The organism is Pseudomonas sp. 18173 (assembly GCF_050432945.1).
Lineage (GTDB): Bacteria > Pseudomonadota > Gammaproteobacteria > Pseudomonadales > Pseudomonadaceae > Aquipseudomonas.
Genome location: NZ_JBKFTN010000030.1, coordinates 1 through 18,503, shown reverse-complemented (window position 1 = coordinate 18,503; position 18,503 = coordinate 1). Strand labels below are relative to the sequence as shown.

11 protein-coding genes and 2 pseudogenes are annotated in these 18,503 nt (G+C 60.9%); 4 read left to right on the top strand and 9 right to left on the bottom strand.

What is annotated here, in order from left to right; genetic code table 11:
• Position 1: 1 nt before the first annotated feature.
• The 9 genes from ACLD1X_RS25850 to ACLD1X_RS25810 all read right to left on the bottom strand — a co-directional run bounded on the left by ACLD1X_RS25850 (position 2) and on the right by ACLD1X_RS25810 (position 11,754).
• Positions 2-1,534, bottom strand: coding sequence for an MFS transporter (locus ACLD1X_RS25850; protein ID WP_429372601.1), 1,533 nt, complete (start codon positions 1,532-1,534; stop codon positions 2-4).
• A gap of 245 nt (positions 1,535-1,779) precedes the next feature.
• The gene (locus tag ACLD1X_RS25845) at positions 1,780-2,700 is read right to left on the bottom strand and encodes a LysR family transcriptional regulator (RefSeq protein ID WP_429372599.1); all 921 of its coding nucleotides are present in this window, start codon (positions 2,698-2,700) and stop codon (positions 1,780-1,782) included.
• A 94-nt stretch (positions 2,701-2,794) separates the two neighbouring features.
• Entirely contained in the window at positions 2,795-3,661 is an 867-nt protein-coding gene (locus tag ACLD1X_RS25840; protein WP_429372597.1) for an ABC transporter permease, read from the bottom strand.
• 21 nt (positions 3,662-3,682) lie between these two features.
• Complete coding sequence (locus ACLD1X_RS25835) at positions 3,683-4,543, bottom strand: ABC transporter ATP-binding protein (protein WP_429372595.1); 861 nt, start codon at positions 4,541-4,543, stop codon at positions 3,683-3,685.
• Between the two features lie 5 nt (positions 4,544-4,548).
• Positions 4,549-5,574, bottom strand: coding sequence for an ABC transporter substrate-binding protein (locus tag ACLD1X_RS25830; protein ID WP_429372593.1), 1,026 nt, complete (start codon positions 5,572-5,574; stop codon positions 4,549-4,551).
• Between the two features lie 18 nt (positions 5,575-5,592).
• Positions 5,593-6,480, bottom strand: coding sequence for a TauD/TfdA dioxygenase family protein (locus ACLD1X_RS25825; protein ID WP_429372591.1), 888 nt, complete (start codon positions 6,478-6,480; stop codon positions 5,593-5,595).
• A gap of 371 nt (positions 6,481-6,851) precedes the next feature.
• Positions 6,852-8,216 carry an HlyD family type I secretion periplasmic adaptor subunit gene (locus ACLD1X_RS25820; RefSeq protein WP_429372589.1) on the bottom strand — a complete coding sequence of 455 codons (1,365 nt, stop codon included), beginning with the start codon at positions 8,214-8,216 and terminating at the stop codon, positions 6,852-6,854.
• Positions 8,206-10,362 (bottom strand): type I secretion system permease/ATPase, encoded by a 2,157-nt coding sequence (locus ACLD1X_RS25815; protein WP_429372587.1) that lies wholly within the window; start codon positions 10,360-10,362, stop codon positions 8,206-8,208. Before ACLD1X_RS25815 ends, ACLD1X_RS25820 begins: the two co-directional genes overlap by 11 nt.
• Before the next feature lie 42 nt (positions 10,363-10,404).
• A complete protein-coding gene (locus ACLD1X_RS25810) occupies positions 10,405-11,754 on the bottom strand; it encodes a TolC family outer membrane protein (protein ID WP_429372585.1) in 1,350 nt (449 codons plus the stop codon).
• Positions 11,755-12,111: 357 nt separating this feature from the next.
• Between ACLD1X_RS25810 and ACLD1X_RS25805 the strand changes: the two are divergent.
• From ACLD1X_RS25805 to ACLD1X_RS25790, 4 genes and pseudogenes are all read left to right on the top strand, one after another.
• Positions 12,112-12,924 (top strand): annotated as a pseudogene (locus tag ACLD1X_RS25805) (retention module-containing protein); the annotation flags it as partial.
• Entirely contained in the window at positions 12,916-13,797 is an 882-nt protein-coding gene (locus ACLD1X_RS25800) for a cadherin-like domain-containing protein (RefSeq protein WP_429372650.1), read from the top strand. The pseudogene ACLD1X_RS25805 and the gene ACLD1X_RS25800, both read left to right, overlap by 9 nt.
• A gap of 9 nt (positions 13,798-13,806) precedes the next feature.
• Positions 13,807-14,187, top strand: a pseudogene (locus ACLD1X_RS25795) (cadherin-like domain-containing protein); the annotation flags it as partial.
• 91 nt (positions 14,188-14,278) lie between these two features.
• The coding region (locus ACLD1X_RS25790; RefSeq protein ID WP_429372583.1) for a beta strand repeat-containing protein at positions 14,279-18,503 on the top strand (4,225 nt) is incomplete at its 3' end.

Genomic DNA, 18,503 nt, shown 5'->3' with positions numbered 1-18,503 from the left:
TTCAGGTCGGTGCGCGCGGTGGATAGATCCGCGTCGGCAGCCAGAAAATCAGCAGGATCAAGGTCACGGCGATACCGGCCATGCACAGGTAAAGATCGGAGGAAGTGAGCACCACCGCTTGCTCATGCAGGCGATGAGCGAGACTTGCGCTGTCGCGTTCGGCCAGCGGAGAGTTGCCGAGGCGATCGACCAGCATGGTCGAGTGAAAATGCAGGCGTGCCGTGGTCAACGCCTCGATCACCCCGGTGGCGATGACCGCCGACAGGCCTTTGACGGTGTTGAACCAGGCCGACGCGAACGGCCCCTGCATCGGGTTGATGCTGCCGGTGGACAGCATCAGCAACGGCAACACCGCCATGGGCTGACCGAAAATCTGCAGCCATTGCAGCACATAGAAATCGTCGCGAATCCACGCAGAGGTCAGTTGCGAACCGCCGACACATGACAGCACCAGCATGCTCAAGCCAAGGCCCAACACCCAGCGGCAGTCGACCCAGCGAAAGTTGCACAGCGCCGCCACCAGCGGCAGCGCAATCAATTGCGGCAGCGCCGCCAGCAGCATGATCGGCGCGGTCTGCACCGGGCGATAACCCTGGACCTGCGCCAGGTAGCTGGACGGAATGATGATCACCGCCTGCAACACCACCAGCACTCCCGCCAGGGTCAGCAGGGCGAACGACAGGTTACGGATGCCGAGCATCTGCATCTTGAAAAACGGCATCGGCTGCGACCACTCGCCGGCCAGGAACAGCACCAGCAACAACAGCCCGCCACCGAGCAATCCACAGATCAGGTTCGACTCGAACCAGTCCAGGCGATTGCCCTGCAGAATGCCGATCACCAGCATGCAGATGGCGGGAAAACCCAGCAGCACACCGCGCCAGTTGAAGGACTTGAAGCGCTCCAGGCGCAGCGGGTCACGGGGTAAACCATACGCCACCGCAGCCATGGCAATCAGGCACGGGACGATGATCTGCCAGAAGGTCCATTGCCAGCCGACATACTCGGTCCACAACCCGGCCAATGGTGTGCCCAGGCCCGGACCGAACGTTGCCGTCAGGGCATAACCGGCCAGGCCATACAACTTCACGTTGGCTGGCAGGAACCGCAGGGCCACGGTCATCAGCATGGGTGGCAATGCACCGCCAGCCAGGCCTTGCAAGGTGCGCAGCAACAACAGGCTTTCGTAATTCGGGGCGAAAGGGCACAACGCGCCCAACAGAGTGAACAGGCTGATGGCGCACAGGGTGAAACGCCGCAACGAGAACGTCACCGCACACCACGGCGCAAACGCCATGGCCGCCACCGAAGTCGCGGTGTAACAGGCCACCAGCCAGGTGCCTTCGTCATAGCCGATGGCCAACGCACCACGGATGTCGGCCAGGGCGACTTTGGTCACCATCTCGTTCAGGCCCGAGACCAGCACCGCCAGCAGCACGCCCACCAGGCCGATGATGATCCGCGGGCCGAAGACGGGTGCAGCGATTGCCGTGCTGGCCGCAGCGACAGGTGCCGTGGCCGTAAAGGAGGTCATGGACTGCAAGCTCCGGAGTGGAAATACCGAAGCATTCTAGGAAGCGTGATGCCTGACGAAAATCAACTTATTGGCAGGTTATAAGTGCGCTAAACGCAACGATACAAACCCCTGTCCCCTGTAGGAGCGAGCTTGCTCGCGAAGAACGCCTGAACAACACGAACAGTCAGTCAGCACGCGTTATCGTTGACGTCCATCGCGAGCAAGCTCGCTCCTACAAGGGGAGGGGGGGAATTGCGTTCAGGTCAGCCCGGTTGCGCAGCCAGCCACGTCTCATCGCAGCAGGTTTTCAGCGTTTCACGCAGCCAGCGGTGGGCCGGATCCTTGTCAAAACGCGGGTGCCAGGCCTGGGTCAACATCAGCGTCGGCAAAGGAATCGGCAGGTCGAACGAGCGCAGTTTCAACCCCAGCCGCCGCACACTCAGCAAGGCCTCCTTGGGCACCGGCAGAATCAGGTCGGAATCGGGCAAGGCAAACATCGCCGCATGAAAGCTAGGCGCGATCACCGCCACCCGCCGCTCCAGCCCCAGGGCATTGAGCGCGGTATCGATCGGGCCTCGGGCAATGCCACGCCGGGACATGCTGATATGGGAATAACCGGCATAGCGCTCAGCGGTGATCTCTTCGTCCAGCAGCGGGTGGTCTTCACGCACCAGGCCAACGAAGTGGGTGGAAAACAGGTTCTGAATCTTCACTTCCGGGGTCAACGGCCGTGTATTGCTGATGCTCAGATCGATCCGCCCCTCGCGCAACGCCTCATCATCGCCATCGCCCTCGGGGACGAAACGCAATTCGCAGTGCGGCGCCTGCCGGTCCAGGGTGTCGAACAGCTTGCCGCCGTAGACGCCGACAAAAAAGTCGTTGGCCCGAATACTGAAACGCCGCCGCAGCGAACCCAGCTCCACCGCATCGGCCGAACGAAACAGCAACCCGGCCTGCTCCACCACACTGCGCACCTGCTCGCGCAGTTCCATTGCCTTGGGGGTTGGCACCAGGCCACGGCCGGCGCGCACCAGGATCGGATCGCCAATGGCTTCGCGGATGCGCGTCAACGTGCGGCTCATGGCCGCCGGGCTCAGGTTCATCCGTCGTGCGGCACCCACCACACTGCCCTCGTCGAGCAAGGCGTCGAGGGCGACCAACAGGTTCATGTCTGGCAGTTGCATGCTAAGCACTCTAGCCTGATTTTTATTGACTCAGACGCAATGCTAGCAAACTCCACTCAGACATTGTGCGAGCGGACTTCACACAATCAGACAGTCAACGCACCATCCCCCACCGCCTGACCGTCACCCGCTCCAACGAATCAAACACCAGGTTCTCCACCAGCAATCCAATCAGGATCACCACCGCCAACCCGGCAAATACCTTGTCGGTGTATAGCTCATTACGATTCTGAAAGATGTACCAGCCCAACCCGCCCTTGCCACTGGTAGCGCCAAACACCAACTCGGCTGCAATCAACGTCCGCCAGGCAAACGCCCAGCCGATTTTCAGGCCCGCCAGGATCGATGGCAGTGCTGCCGGAATCAGGATGAACAGCACGAAGCGCATGCCCTTGAGGCCGTAGTTGCGCCCGGCCATGCGCAGGGTTTCCGAAACGCCGAGAAAGCCTGCGTAGGTATTCAACGCCAAGGCCCAGAGCACCGAATGCACCAGCACGAAAATCAGGCTGTTCTGCCCCAGGCCGAACCACAAGAGCGCCAGCGGCAACAATGCGATGGCCGGCAACGGGTTGAACATTGAGGTCAGGGTGCTCAGCAGGTCGCGGCCGAACTGGGTCGACACCGCCAGCGTAGTCAGGCCGAACGCCAGGACGATGCCGATCAGGTAGCCCTTGAGCAGCACCACCAGGGAAATCCATACCTTGCCCAGCAATTCGCCGCTGAGCAGGCCGTCATACAAGGCGTGAGCGGTTTGCACAAAGCTCGGCAGCAGCAGGTCATTGTTCTGATAACGGGCAACTGCCTCCCACAGTACGGCAAGCAAAATCAGGATCAGGCTTTTGCGCAGCCAGCCCTGTTGCCACAGGCGTTGGCCGAGGGGCAGTTCGCGTTCCAGCGGCACGTTGGCCAGTGGCGACAATACGGTTTCGAACTCTTCACGCGGGGATGATAAATGGCTCATCGGGCCCTCCTCTCAACTGGCTCAATAAGCGATGCGGATGTCGGCGAAATCCAGTTCATGCTCAGCGTTCGCCACATCGCCTTCATCGAACAGCAACCGATGGATACGCCGTGCCGATTCCTGAAACGCCACACCGCCAAGGCTGTGCAAATCGTATTGGTGGCTGTGGACTTCGGCCCGCACCCGGCCCGGATGCGGTGACAACAACAGGATGCGGTTGCCCACCACCAGCGCCTCTTCGATGGAGTGCGTGACAAACAGCAGGGTGAAGCGCACTTCCTCCCAGAGCAGCAGCAGTTCTTCCTGCATCTTGCGCCGGGTCAGGGCATCGAGCGCGGCGAAGGGTTCGTCCATGAGGAGAATTTTCGGCTGCATCGCCAGCGCCCGGGCAATGGCAACCCGAGCCTTCATGCCACCCGACAGGGTATGCGGATAAGCATCGGCAAACGCCGCCAGGCCGACTTTTTCCAGATAGTGCAGTGCTCGCTCTTCAGCTTCTTTTTTCTTCAGGGTTTGAGAAGCCAGCAGTGGAAACATCACGTTCTGTTTGACGGTTTTCCACGGCGGCAGTTGATCGAACTCCTGGAACACCACGATCCGGTCAGGCCCCGGTGCATCGACGCGCTGACCTTGCAGGCGAATCTCGCCCTCGACGGGCCGGATGAAACCGGCAGCGGCCTTGAGCAACGTCGACTTGCCGCAACCGGACGGGCCGAGCAGGACAAAGCGGTCCGCCGGATCCACTTCGAAACTGACTCGATGGGTCGCCCGTACCACGCGCTGCGGCGTGCGGTATTCCAGGCTGACGTTATCGACCGACAGCAGCGCCTGGGCTGCCGCGATCGACTTGCTGACCGTGTGGTCTTGCAAAGGGGCGTTCATCCCGGTCAGCTCCCTTGCAGCGGCTTGGCGTCCTGGAAGAAGTAGTCCTTCCACGAATCCGGTTTGTTTTTGATTGCGCCAACGCGGTACAGGAACTCGGCCAACGGGTAAGTATTTTTCGGCGTGACGCTGAATTCGAACTGCGGGTTGTCGATGATTTTCAGCAACGCGGCGCGATCGATCCTGGCCTTGGTGACGCGGATGTAGGTGTCGGCTGCCGCGCCTTTGTCGTTCTGCGCAAATTGCGCCGCTTCGGTCAGCGCATCGATAAATGCCTTGTAGGTTTTCGGGTTCTCGTCGCGGAATTTTTCGGTGGCGAACAGGACGGTCGGCGAGTTCGGGCCGAGCAGGTCATAGGTGTTGAGCACCACGTGCACGTTGGGATTTTCCAGCGCCTGGTCCTGGAATGGCGGGTTGGAGAAGTGCCCGCTCAGTTCGGTGCCACCAGCGATCAGTGCCGCCGTGGCATCGGGATGCGGAACCGCGATGGTGTACTTGTCGAGGCGATTGAATTCCTTGTCACCCCACTGTTTGGCCGCCGCGTATTGCAGGAAGCGCGACTGCACCGACACGCCCACCGCCGGCACCGCGATGCGATCTTTCTCGGTGAAGTCGGCAATGGTCTTGACCTTGGGATTATTGCTCACCAGGTAGTACGGGAAGTTACCCAGAGAGGCCACGGCCTTGACGTTCTGCTTGCCGTGGGTGCGGTCCCAGATGGTCAGCAACGGACCGACGCCGGCGCCGGCAATGTCGATCGAGCCTGCGAGCAACGCATCGTTGACCGCTGCGCCGCCCGAGAGCTGGGTCCAGTCGACCTTGATGTCGATGCCTTGCTGCTTGCCGTATTTCTCGATCAGGTTCTGATCGCGCACCACATTGAGCAGCAGGTAAACGATACCGAACTGTTCGGCGATGCGGATTTCACCTTCGGCATGAGCCACGGTCGGCGCCACCAGGCTGCCGGCGATCAGGCTGAAACCCAGGCCGATGGCAGCGGCCAGCGGTGCGAATGGAAGACGTTTGGACATGATCAGATCTCCGACAAATCAGAAAGGCGCGTCGCCCTGGATGGTGGTGCGAAACAGCTTGCGGCGCAGATGACCGGGGCATCCGGCGGCAAGGTGGATCAGCGAACGGTTGTCCCAGAACACCAGGTCATGGGGCTGCCATTGATGGCGGTAGATGTTTTGCGGCAACACGCTGTGGGCGTAGAGCTCGGCCAGCAGTTGCCGGCTCTCGTCCTCCGGCAGGCCAACGATGCGGGTGGTGAAGCCCTCGCTGACGAACAAGGCCTTGCGGCCGTTTTCCGGGTGGGTACGCACGACCGGGTGCACCACTTCGGCAACCTGGGCGAGTTGCTCCGGGGTCAGGGTCGGGCGCCAGTTGCCTTCGAATTTGCTCTCGCTGTAACGCGCCGTGTAGGAGTGCGCGGCCGAGCGACCTTCAACAGCGTTACGCAATGCGAACGGCAGGTTGTCCCAGGCTTTGTGCATGTCGGCGAACAGCGTGTCGCCGCCCTCCGATGGCAGCTCCTGGGCATGCAGCATCGAGCCCAGGCTCGGCAGTTGTTTGTAGGAGAGATCGGAATGCCAGAACTTGCCGGCATCCCCCAGGCCGATGTTCTGCCCATTTTCGACGATGTTGGAAACGATGAGGATTTCCGGATGCCCAGCCAGCAGGAACTGCTTGAGCACGTGGATCTGCAACACGCCAAAACGACGGCTGAAGTCGATGTGCTGTTCGGGGGTGATGCGTTGGTCGCGAAACACCACTACATGGTGGTCCAGGTGCGCACGATGAATGCGGGCAAAATCGTCATCATTGATCGGGCGGGACAGGTCGAGACCGATGATCTCTGCACCCACCGCCCCGCTGAACGGACGGATTTCAAAAAGCTGTGGCGCGATGCTTGGCGAAGCTGAAGCTGCAGACATAAATCACTCCCACGCACGGCACGCTCAAAGGCGCGCGCGTCGATCAGAAACTCACGGAGATCCCGTGTTGGTTCGTGTCGTGCGGCGCGCCGATTGGTCGGCAGGTACGCAGGAGATTGACTTTATAGATATAAGAATTGAAATTTAAATACCGTTAACGAATAACGATATGGCGATTGAAAAGGGACTGCATGGATTGTGGCGTGACGTTATTTGTCACTTACTGACATATTTCTGTGGTTTTGACTGACGCCATCGCGGGCAAGCCCGACTCCCACAAGGCTCTCTGTTGAAACATGATCATGTGTTCAACACAAAAACCTGTGGGAGCCGGGCTTGCCCGCGATGGGGCCAGTGAATCCACTGAAGATCTAGCGCTCGTGCAGCGCCTCGGCCCGCGCCTTGATGATCGGCTTGATCAAGTAGCTGAGAATGGTCTTCTTGCCGGTGATGATGTCCACCGAGGCCACCATCCCGGGAATGATCAGCAGGGGTTTTTCGTCGGTGCCCAAGTGGCTGCGCTCTGTGCGCAGCTTGATCATGTAGTAAGTGGTTTTCTTGTCTTCATCGGTAATGGTATCGGCGCCGATCTGTTCCAGCTTGGCCTTCAGCCCGCCGTAGATGGTGTAGTCATAGGCGGTGAATTTCACCGTCGCTTCCTGCCCCGGATGCAGGAATGCGATGTCCTGCGGGCGGATCTTCGCCTCGACCAGCAAGGTGTCATCCAGCGGCACGATTTCCACCAGGTCGCTGCCCGGCTGGATAACCCCGCCGATGGTATTGACCAGCAACTTGTTGACGATACCCCGTACCGGCGAAGTGACCAGCGTCCGGCTGACCCGGTCTTCCAGGGCCTTGCCGGTAGCCTGGGCCTTGTTCAGGTCGGTGCGTGCTTCGTTGAGTTGGGTCAGGGCTTCGCTACGGAACTTGCCACGGGTTTCGTCGATCTTGCGCTGTACTTCCTTGATCGCCGACTCTGCTCGCGGAATTGCCAGCGTGGTGGCGTCGAGCTGGCCACGGGTCTCCGCTTCGGCACGCTTGAGGCGCAGGACTTCCACCGGCGATACCGCGCCCTGGACCACCAACGGCTCGGACATACTGATTTCCTGACGCTGGAAGCCCAATTGCTGGCGATACTGCGCCTGCTTGGAAGTGAATTCGCGCAGCTCTTGCTGGCGCTGGATCAGTTGCTCCTGCAAGCCGCCAATCTCGTCGTGCAACTGCTGGCGGCGGCTGATATAGAGCGACTCTTCGCTCTTGGCCTGGCCCGGCACGGCCTTGAGTACATCTTCGGGGAAGTTCAGCGGGCGATCGTCGACCTCGGCACTCAGGCGTTCGACCCGTAGCACCATCGACAACCGATCGGCCTCGGTTTCGCCGACGTTTGAAGCAAATCGCGTGTCGTCCAGGCGAATCAGCGGTGCACCGGCTTCGACGATCTGGCCTTCCTTGACGAACAGCTCGGCAACGATACCGCCCTCAAGGTTCTGGATTTTCTGGATCTTCGACGATGGAATCGCCTTGCCGTCGCCCTTGGTGACTTCGTCGATGACTGCGAAGTTGGCCCAGAGCATCAGGAACACGAAAAACGCGATGATCGCCCAGATCGTCAGCCGCACCACCCGCGGCGCATCCTCGATCAGCGCCTTGTTGACCTCCGGCAGCGGCTGACCCTGCAGCGATGCGGTGCCTTTGAAGTAGCGAAGGATCGAACCCTTACCCGACTTAAGCAACACTGATCTGCCCCTTCTTCAACGCTTCCATCACCGCAGCTTTCGGGCCGTCGGCGAGAATCTGCCCACGGTCGATCACGATCAGTCGTTCAACCAGCGACAACAGCGATGCCCGGTGCGTCACCAGCACCATGGTCTTGTTTTCGATAACAGCGGCCAGGCGCTGCTTGAGGCGCTCTTCGCCGGTGTTATCCATGGCGCTGGTCGGCTCATCGAGCAGCAGGATCGGCGGGTTGAGCAACAATGCACGGGCCAGGGCTACGTTCTGCCGCTGACCGCCAGAGAGGTTCTGCCCGCGCTCGCCCACTTGCAGCTCATAACCCTGCGGATGCAGACGCGCATATTCGTGGACGCCGGCCAGCTCTGCCGCTTGCAGCACCAGTTCGTCCTCGACATACCGCGCCCCCGAAACCAGGTTGTCGCGCAAGGTGCCGGCGAGCAACTGGATGTCCTGGGGCACGTAGCCGATGTTGTAGCGCAGCTCGCTGACGTCGATCTGGCGGATATCCACGCCATCGACCAACAATGAACCGTCGTCCGGCTGATACAGCCCCACCAACAGCTTCGCCAGCGAGCTCTTGCCCGAGCCGCTTCGACCAATGATGCCAACCTTCTCGCCGGGAGTAATCGACAGGTTGATGTTCTTCAGCGCCGGGTTCTGCTGCTGCGGGTAGGTGAAGTTGAGCTGGCGGCACTCAATACCACCCTGCAACACCTTGCGGCTGAGCGGGCGCTCTTCGAAATTGCGCTCCTGGGGCAGCTCCATCATCTGGTCGACCGACTTCATGGTCACCTGTGCCTGCTGATAGCGTGTCAGCAGCCCGGACAGCGACGCCAACGGGCTCAACGCCCGGCCACTGAGCATGTAGCAAGCCACCAGGCCACCCATGCTCAGGTTGCCGGCAATGATCTGGTACACGCCGAAGACGATCATGATCACCCCGGCCAGTTGCTGGATCAGCAGGGTGATGTTCATCGCCAGGCCGGACAGCATTTTCACCCGCAGCTCAAGGCGACTGAGGGTGCCAATGGTTTGTTCCCACTGATACTGGCGTTCACTTTCGGCGTTGTTGACCTTCACTGCATCCAGCCCGGCCAGGGTTTCGATCAGGCTCGACTGACGCTCGGCCCCCAGCGCCATGGTTCGTTCCATAGTCGCCACCAGGGGTTTCTGCAAGGCATAGCCGATGGCCAGGGCAATCGGGAACGCCAGCACTGGAATCCACACCAGATGCCCGCCAAGGATCGCGATGACGATAAAAATCAAAATGGTGAACGGCAGGTCGATCAGGCTGGTAAGGGTCAGCGAGGCGAGGAAATCGCGCAGGCTCTGGAACTCATGGATGTTCTGGGCAAAGCTGCCGACCCGTGCCGGCCGGTATTTCATGGCCATGCCGACGATGCGCTCGAACAGCGTGGCCGAGATAATCAGGTCGGTTTTCTTGCCGGCCAGGTCCAGGCACAGGCTGCGCAGGCTTTTCAGGATCAGGTCGAAGAAGTACGCGCCAGAGATGCCGAGTGCCAGCACCCATAACGTCGCTTCGGCCTGGTTTGGCACAACGCGGTCGTAGACGTTCATCACGAACAACGGCGCGGCCATGGCAATGATGTTGATCAGGAAACTGGCGGCGATGGCGTCGGCGTACAACCAGCGCGACCGCTTGAGGGTGTCACGGAACCACGAGCGCGCACGCGGGATCAGCGTGCCGTGATTGACGTCGAATTTGTGCTGGGGCTGGGCGAAAAACACCTTGCCGGTGTAGTCATCGGCCAGCAGTTCGCGACTGACCAGGGACTCACCGCCATCGCTTTCGCTGAGCAGCACCCGTACCTGATCTTCGCCTTGCCAGCCCAGCAGGACGGCACTGCGACCGTCCTTGAGCAGCAACAATGCCGGCATGGCAATCGCCGGAATGTCCTCCAGCCTGCGCTGCAGAACCCGACCTTGCAGCCCCGCGCGAGCGGCTGCGCGAGGCAGCAAGTCGACACTCAGGCGTTGCTCGGGCAGCGGCAGGCCGGTGGTCAGCATTGCCGCGCTGGCAGGCTTCTGGTGCAGCATGCAAAGAGCGAGCAGACCATCCAGCAACGGATCGTCATGCAACGCGCGCGGATCATGAATGAGTTGAACCCGACTGACTTCTGATTCCACGCTCGGCACTCTTGGCTAACAATTGAACAATGAAGGTCCTGCTCAATTCATACCGGGCAACTGGACCTTGGGCTTCACGTCGTTCTGCACAACGGATGCCAATGGTGCGACCACTCCCTGGCTCTTGAGCAACTCGCCCATGGTCGCCTTGATTCGGTACTGAGTAAATAACTGAATGTTCTTGATCTCCGCCAGGCGGCGAGAAGAGGTGAACAGTTCGTTCTCGCTGTCGAGCAAATCGAGCAGGGTACGCTCGCCAAGGCTGAACTGACGCTGGTAAGCGGTACGCACGGCGGTGCTGTGGTCGACGTACTGCTGGGCGATCGGCACCTGCGCGTTGGCGTTGTTCAGGGCGTTCCAGGCCAGGCCCAGCTCTTCATTCAACTGGCGCAGGGCGTTGTTGCGGATGTCCAGCGCCTGGTTCGACAGATAGGACTTCGATTCCAGGTCAGCCTTGTTGCTGCCACCGGAATACAGGTTGAAGCGCATGCGCAGCATGGCTTGCCATTCGTTGTTGTGGCCGTTCTGGCCATCAATGTCGTTGTCCGCAGTGCGCCCCAACTCCGCATCGAAACGCGGGTAGAACGTCGACTTGGCCGTGTCGTACTGCTTCTCGGCTGCGGCGATGTCGGATTCGGCCGAGCGCAGGATCGGGCTGTTTTCCAGCATCTGCGCGCGGGCTTCATTCAGATTGGCCGGCATCATCGCCAGGAAACTCGCCGGGCGCTCCAGTTGATCTGGCATCTGGCCAACGGCGGAGAGGTAGTTGGTTTCGGCGTCAGCCAGGTTGGTCTGCTCGGTGATCAGGTTGTTGCGCGCCTGGGCCATCCGCGCTTCCGCCTGATCGAGGTCGGCACCGCTGCCGACGCCACGCTGGGTGCGCAGCTGGATCTGGTCGTAAATGCGCTGGTGGCTCTTGAGGTTGTCCTCGGCCAGGCGCACGAACTCGCGGCGGGTCAACACGTCGAGGTAGACCTGGACCACGGTCAGCCCGGTACGCTCGGAAGTACTCAACAACGAATAGGCGCGGGAGTTGACGGTGGCTTGTTGACGCCCGACTTCGCTGGACGTCGCAAAACCGTCAAAGACCATTTGGGTCAGACGCAAACTTGATTCACTGCGATTCAGGGTTTCGAAGTGATTGCTGCCGCCGTCTCGCGTCGTCACGCTATCGGTGCCTTCACGACCATAACCGCCCAGCAGGTCGACCCGTGGCAAGTACCCACCCTTCGCAGCCTTCAACTGATAATCCGCAGCCAATCGACTATTGACGCCTGCCTGGACCTCCGGATGGACATCCAGCGCTTGTTGCATGGCTTCTGGTAGGGATTGCGCCTGGACGAAAGACGCGGCGAGGGCGAAAGGTATAGCCATGAACAAAGGCGAACGCATTGTAGGAATTTCCCAGGACTTCTTGTCTTGAATCACAGCAAAAGAGCGCGCCGTGTCGGAAGATGGCAAGCGGAATGACCGTATGTCGGAAAGTGCAAAAAGCGGAACTGGATCACATGCCGAGGACGAGTCACAGCATAAATATCAATGTGACATTACTGGGACGATTGTTTAGGATGGCTCCAAGAAGGTCAATAGTTTGGCATAAAGTTAATAGCGAAAAAATATAGCCAAATTATTGACGAATCGACGCGTCAAACTTGTGCATCTATTTTGCAATGTACGTCCAGACTGGTCGGCGCAGACGCCATCAGGTCTATGGAAGTCAACTGAACGTGACACCCCGGAGAGTCTTCAATGAGCAGTGTTGTTGCCATCGTCAAAAGCATTGTCGGTCAAGTTTTCGTGGTGTCCCCGGAGGGCATCCGCCGCGTTCTCGTTGAAGGCGACAAACTGTTCGCCGGTGACCAGGTCGACACTGGCCTTTCCGGTGCCGTGTCCCTGGAACTGGCCGATGGCCGCACCCTCGATCTGGGCCGTGACACTCAGTGGAGCGCTGACGCTCCGGACTCCAGCACTGATCTGGCAGCCGCCACTGCGCAAGCCGCGCCGTCCGTAGAGGAACTGCAGCAAGCCATTGCCGCCGGTGCCGACCCGACCAAAGACCTTGAAGCCACGGCTGCGGGTCCGACGGCGGCCGGCTCTGGTGGTGCAGCGGGTGGCGGTCACAGCTTCGTGGTGCTCGACGCCACCGCTGGCCGCGTCGACCCGACCATCGGTTTCCCAACCAACGGTCCTGATTCCGTTGCTACCGTCACTACGCTCGATACTGGCAACCAGAACACCGCGACCGTCACGACCAATACGACCATCAACACTCCGAGCGTACTGACTGCGGATACTGCCGCTCTGGCCGAAGACAGCGTCGCGACGGGCAATGTCCTGAACAACGATAGCGATGCCGAGACGCCGCTCAGCGTCACCAGTTTCACCATTGCCGGTGTGACCGGCAGCTTCACCGCAGGCCAGACGGCGACCATCGTCGGCGTCGGTACGTTGACCATCGGCGCCAATGGCAACTACACCTTTACTCCGGACGCCAACTACAACGGTGCTGTACCGCAAATTACGTACACCACCAACACCGGCTCTGGCAGCACCCTGGACCTCACCGTAACAGCGGTCGATGACCCGAGCGTTTTGACTGCCGACACTCAAATCACGGCTGAAGACTCCGCTGCGACCGGCAACGTGCTGAGCAACGACAGCGACATCGATAACGTCCTGAGCGTGGTTACTTTCACCATTGACGGCGTGACTGGCACCTTCACTGCCGGCCAGACGGCGACCATCGCCAATGTCGGCACCCTGGTGATCGGCGCCAATGGGGCTTATACCTTTACCCCGGACGCCAATTACAACGGCAGCGTGCCGACGGTGAGCTACACCGTGTCCGACGGCTCGACCTCGACGCTGAATATCAGCGTCAACCCGGTCGACGACAGTTTCACCGACCTCAGTGAAAGCGGGAGCACCCACGAAGACACCACCGTCAGCGGTAGCGTGTTGACCGGCACCTCGAGCGTCGACGGTCCAGTCAGCGTTGTGAGCTTCAGCATCGACGGCGTGACTGGCACCTTCACTGCCGGCCAGACGGCGACCATCGCCGATGTCGGCGCCCTGGTGATCGGCGCCAATGGCGCCTATACCTTCACCCCGGACACCAATTACAACGGCAGCGTGCCGACGGTGAGCTACACCGTGTCCGACGGCTCTACCTCGACGCTGAATATCAGCGTCAGCCCGGTAGACGACAGCTGCACCGACCTCAGTGAAAGCGGGAGCACCCACGAAGACACCGCCGTCAGCGGTAGCGTGTTGACCGGCACCTCGAGCGTCGACGGTCCAGTCAGCGTTGTGAGCCTCAGCATCGACGACGTGGCTGGCACCTTCACTGTCGGGCAGACGGCGACCATCGCCAACGTCGGCACCCTGGTGATCGGCGCCAACGGCGCCTATACCTTCACCCCGGACGCCAATTAGAACGGCAGCGTGCCGACCGTGAGCTACACCGTGGCCGACGGTTCCGGCACCGACGGCACCTCGACCCTGAATATCAGCGTCGGCCCGGTCGACGACAGTTTCACCGACCTCAGCGAAAGCGTGAGCACCCACGAAGACACTGCCATCAACGGCAGCGTCCTCACCGGCACGAGCAGCGTCGACGGCCCGGTCAGCGTGGTCAATTTCACCATCGGTGATACCACCTACACCGCCGGCAGCACGGCCACCATCGCCAACGTCGGTACCCTGGTCATCGGCGCCAACGGCGCCTATACCTTCACCCCGGACGCCAACTACAACGGCACGGTGCCAACCGTCAGCTACACCGTCACCGACGGTTCCGGCACCGACGTCACCTCGACCCTGAATATCAGCGTCACCCCGGTTGACGACAGCTTCACCGATGCCAGCGAAACGGTCTCCACCGCGGAAGACACCGCCGTGACCGGCAGCNAGTGTGGTGAGCTTCAGCATCGACGGCGTGGCTGGCACCTTCACCGCCGGCCAGACCGCGACCATCGCCAACGTCGGCACCCTGGTCATCGGCGCCAACGGCGCCTACACCTTCACCCCGGACGCCAACTACAACGGCAGCGTGCCGACCGTCAGCTACACCGTCACCGACGGCTCCGGTACGGACGTCACCTCGACCCTGAACATCAGCGTCAGCCCGGTCGACGACAGTTTCACCGACCTCAGCGAAAGCGTGAGCACCCAAGAAGACACCGCCATCAGCGGCAGCGTCCTCACCGGCACGAGCAGCGTCGACGGCCCGGTCAGCGTGGTCAATTTCACCATCGGTGATACCACCTACACCGCCGGCAGCACGGCCACCATCGCCAACGTCGGCACCCTGGTCATTGGCGCCAACGGCGCCTACACCTTCACCCCGGCCGCCAACTACAACGGCAGCATGCCGACCGTCAGCTACACCGTCACCGACGGCTCCGGCAGCAATGTCACTTCGACCCTGGCCATCAATGTCACCCCGGTCGATGACCCGAGCGTCCTGATCGCGGATACCAGGACCGTCGATGAAGACCACGTTGCAACCGGCAACGTGCTTGGCAATGACAGCGATGTCGATAACGTTCTGAGTGTCGCGACATTCACCATTCAAGGCGTCTCCGGTTCCTTTACCGCGGGTCAAGTCGCGACTATCGCCGGCGTCGGTACTGTGACTATCGCCACCAACGGCGATTACAGCTTCACACCTGCCGCAAACTGGAACGGCACCGTTCCACAGATCAGCTACACAACCAACACCCATTCCACCAGTACGCTGGACATTACGGTCAACCCGGTCAACGACGCGCCAACCGTTAACTCCACCTCGGCCAGGGGTGATGAAGATCATTTGATCGCCGTGCAGCTCGGCGGCAGTGACATCGACGGCAGCGTCCACCACTTCACCCTGACCAGCCTGCCGGCCAATGGCAGTTTTTACGCAGATGCGGCCGGGACCATTGCGTTGACCACCAGCAGCGCGATCGCCGCAACCGCCAACGGCGCAACGGTTTATTTCAAACCCACCGGCGACTGGAGTGGCACCACCAGCTTCACCTACAGCGCGACCGACAACGGGGGCATGCCTTCTGCCACTTTGGCGACCGGCACCATCGTCGTCGCGCCAGTGACCGATACCCCGAGCCTGTCGCTGACCGGTGGCGGCACGGTTGCCTCGACCGACTTCCAGGAAGTCTCTGTGAACGGTTCGAATACCGACATCGATGTCAGCAGGCTTGGCAACGGCGCCTGGCACACGGACAACCGCGGTGGCATGGTCGAAATCGGCAAGGCCAGCGTCTACGGTGCCGGCGGCGATAATCAGGTCATCGAACTCGAGCGCAACACCGGTGATGCGAGCAACCTCTACACCACTATCGATGCGAAGTCCGGCACCACCTACAACGTGTCGTTCGACTATGCACCGCGCGCCGGTGTAGATAATTCGCTTATCAACGTGTACTGGGGCGGCAAGCTCATTGGCACCCTGAACACCGCGACCACAGGCATGCAGCACTACAGCTTCGACGTTCCGGTCACTGCCGACGGCAACCAGAAACTCGAATTCCGCGCCGGGGACAGCAACAGCGTGGGCGGCGTGCTGGACAACATCAATGTCACTCAGGTGCTCAACTCGGGCCTTGAGGATAACGCGATTCTGTTGTCCACCATCCAGGCCCACACCAATGACGCCGACGGTTCGGAAACGCTCACTCTCACACTGAACGGCTTGCCGGCGGGCTCCATGCTTACCGACGGCAACCATACCTTCAATGCTGCCGACGGCTCGACGTCGGTGGACATTACCGGTTGGAACCTTTCCACGCTCAAGCTGACACCGCCGACGAATTTCAATGGCGACATTCCCCTGACCGTAACGGCCACCGCCAAAGACGGCGATGCCCCTAGCGCGAGCACCTCGCTGCCACTGGTGGTGCATGTTGCTCCCGTCGATGACGCAAGCGTGCTGCAGGCGGACAGGATCACCGTCGAAGAAGACCACAACGCGATCGGCAACGTGCTGACCAACGACCACGATGTCGATAATGTCCTGAGCGTCGCAAGCTTCAGCGTGAACGGGGTCAGCGGCAGTTTCGCGGCGGGCCAGACCGCGACCATCACCGGTGTCGGTACGCTGATCATCGCCAGCAACGGCGACTACACCTTCAAGCCGGCTGCTGACTGGAACGGCAACGTTCCACAGGTGACATACACCACCAATACTGGCTCGAGCAGTACGCTGAACATCAGTGTCACGCCGGTCAACGACAACTTCACCGACGCCAACGAAACGGTCTCGACCCCTGAAGATACTGCCCTCACCGGCAGCGTCCTCACCGGCACGAGCAGCGTCGATGGCCCGGTCAGCTTGGTGAGCTTCAGCATTGAAGGCGTGACTGGCACTTTCACTGCCGGCCAGACCGCGACCATTGCCAACATCGGCACATTGCTCATTGGGGCCAACGGCGCCTACACCTTCACCCCGGCCGCCAACTACAACGGCACGGTACCGACGGTCACCTACACCGTCACCGATGGTTCCGGACCTAATGACACCTCGACCCTGAACATCAGCGTGACGCCGGTCAACGACAACTTCACCGACGCCAGCGAAACGGTCTCCACCCCGGAAGACACCGCCTTGACCGGCAGCGTCCTCACCGGCACGAGCAGCGTCGACGGACCGGTCAGCGTGGTCAACTTCACCATCGGTGCGACCACTTACACGGCCGGTACCACGGCGACTATCGCTAACGTCGGCACTTTGGTAATTGCAGCGAACGGGGCCTACACCTTCACCCCGGCCGCCAACTACAACGGCACAGTGCCAACGGTCACCTACACCGTCACCGACGGTTCGGGACCTAATGACACTTCGACCCTGAACATCAGCGTCACGCCAGTCGACGACAGCTTCACCGACGCCAGCGAAACGGTCTCGACCCCGGAAGACACGGCCCTCACCGGCAGCGTTCTCACCGGCACCTCGAGTGTTGACGGCCCGGTCAGCGTGGTGAGCTTCAGCATCGACGGTGTGACTGGCACGTTCACCGCCGGCCAGACGGCGACCATCGCCAACGTCGGTACCCTGGTGATCGGGGTCAACGGCGCCTACACCTTCACCCCGGCCGCCAACTACAACGGTACGGTGCCGACCGTCACTTATACCGTCACCGACGGTTCAGGACCCAACGACACCTCGATCCTGAACATCAGCGTGACGCCAGTCGATGACAGCTTCACCGATGCCAGCGAAACGGTAGCGACCCTGGAAGACACCGCCTTGACCGGCAGCGTCCTCACCGGCACGGGCAGCGTCGACGGACAGGTGGGCGGGGTCAACGTCAACAGCGTTGATGCCACCTCCACCGCCGGCAGCACCGCGACCATCGCCAACGTCGGTACCCGGGTGATCGGGGTCAACGGCGCTTACACCTTCACCCCTGCAACTAACTGCAATGATATGGTGTCGACCGTTACTTATACCGTCACCGACGGTTCAGGACCCAACGACACCTCGATCCTGAACATCAGCGTTACGCCGGTCAACGATAACTTCACCGATGCCAATGAAAGCGTAACCACCGCGGAAGACACCGCCCTCACCGGCAGCGTCCTCACCGGCACGAGCAGCGTCGACGGACCGGTGAGCGTGGTCAACTTCACCATCGGTGATACCCCCTACGCCGCCGGCAGCACCGCGACCATCGCCAACGTCGGTACCCTGGTGATCGCGGCGAACGGCGCTTACACCTTCACCCCGGCCGCCAACTACAACGGCACGGTGCCGACCGTCACCTACACCGTCACCGACGGTTCCGGACCCAACGACACCTCGACCCTGAACATCAGCGTGACGCCAGTCGACGACAGCTTCACCGACGCCAGCGAAACGGTCTCGACCCTGGAAGACACCGCCTTGACCGGCAGCGTCCTCACCGGCACGAGCAGCGTCGACGGACCGGTGAGCGTGGTCAACTTCACCATCGGTGCGACCACTTACACGGCCGGTACCACCGCGACCATCGCCAACGTCGGTACCCTGGTGATCGGCGCCAACGGCGCTTACACCTTCACTCCGGCCGCCAACTACAACGGCACGGTACCGACCGTCACCTACACCGTCACTGACGGTTCCGGCACAGACGCCACTTCGACCCTGAACATCAGCGTGACGC